The 1,104-nt window shown below is 45.9% G+C and carries 1 protein-coding gene; it reads right to left on the bottom strand.

What is annotated here, in order from left to right; all coding sequences use genetic code 11:
• Window positions 1-207 precede the first annotated feature (207 nt).
• Entirely contained in the window at window positions 208-855 is a 648-nt protein-coding gene (locus ACE1AQ_RS04110) for a DUF3386 domain-containing protein (RefSeq protein WP_374807910.1), read from the bottom strand.
• Window positions 856-1,104 lie beyond the last annotated feature (249 nt).

The following is a 1,104-nucleotide window of genomic DNA, read 5'->3' as shown; positions in this document are numbered from 1 at the left end:
TGATAAGGGGGGTGCCGATAGGCGGGGGGATCTACCCTTGATAAGGGGGGTGCCGATAGGCGGGGGGATCTACCCTTGATAAGGGGGGTTTGATCCCCCCTGCCCCCCTTGATAAGGGGGGTGCCGATAGGCGGGGGGATCCGACAATTTTTAACACCCACCTACTTAGTTACTTCGATCCTAACGCTTTTTGGGCGGGGATAACCCTTAAGATTCTAAAAGCTGCAGATTGATAAAAGTAAATTCTGTGGTGGATTTTTCGCCCCCGGCATCGATTGCGTTAATCACTTGACAGGAGGGTAAATAATAATTACCGATTTTTTCGTAGGTTTCCTTAAAGTCACGTTTTCCCTTTAATTCATCGGTTTTGGCATTGCGGAAAATGGCATTATAGCGAATAGAAATATAACCTTCTCCCGTATCGAGACTTTCCTCGGTATTAATAGTAAAAGCCATCGGTCCCATGACTCGACTGACTTGACAGATTTCCCGGCCGCGGACTTTATAATTAGACCCCATCGCATCGCCGGTGACAAGAATTTCTACCGCACCGGTGGGATCATCTTGCCCGAAATTAAACTGGTTTTTGCCGTGGGAAGCCTCAAAATTGCCTCTTTTGCGGTGAGTAACGATGTCGCGCATTTGATTATAGATACTTTCTTGCACTTTCTCGTCATCAATGCCCGTTACTTCCACACTATAATCGGCATTAACTTGAATTTTGCCCGTATGGACTTCCTCCCCTTGGGTGAGGATAATATCGGCAGTGTAACCGGGGAATCGTTCATCCCAAGTGTAACGGTTTTCGTAGGCGGAGCGGAAAATATCTCGGGCGTTCGTCGTGGCTACAGTCATAATCGCTTTACTTGTGTTGATAACTCCATTTATATCATTGTCGCTGATTTTTTCGGCTCTGGCCGAGATTTCTAGAAAACTAGATGAATTTGACAACTTAGGAAAAAGTCGGCTCTCCCAGCTTTGGTGGGTAAAATGTATTCTAAGATACATTTCTCAAGAGCGAGGGGGTGGAACGAACCACAAAGACACAAAGGACACAAAGATCGATCGATCCTATGTCAATTAAACTTATCACACAGAACCTAG

Origin of the sequence: Microcystis sp. BLCC-F209 (assembly GCF_041928595.1) — a bacterium.
Taxonomy (GTDB): domain Bacteria; phylum Cyanobacteriota; class Cyanobacteriia; order Cyanobacteriales; family Microcystaceae; genus Microcystis.
This window is presented reverse-complemented; position numbering and strand designations above follow the sequence as displayed.

Coding starts and splice junctions, on each gene's coding strand:
- ACE1AQ_RS04110 (WP_374807910.1), bottom strand. CDS start 855: ATGACTGTAGCCACGACGAACGCCCGAGATATTTTCCGCTCCGCCTAC.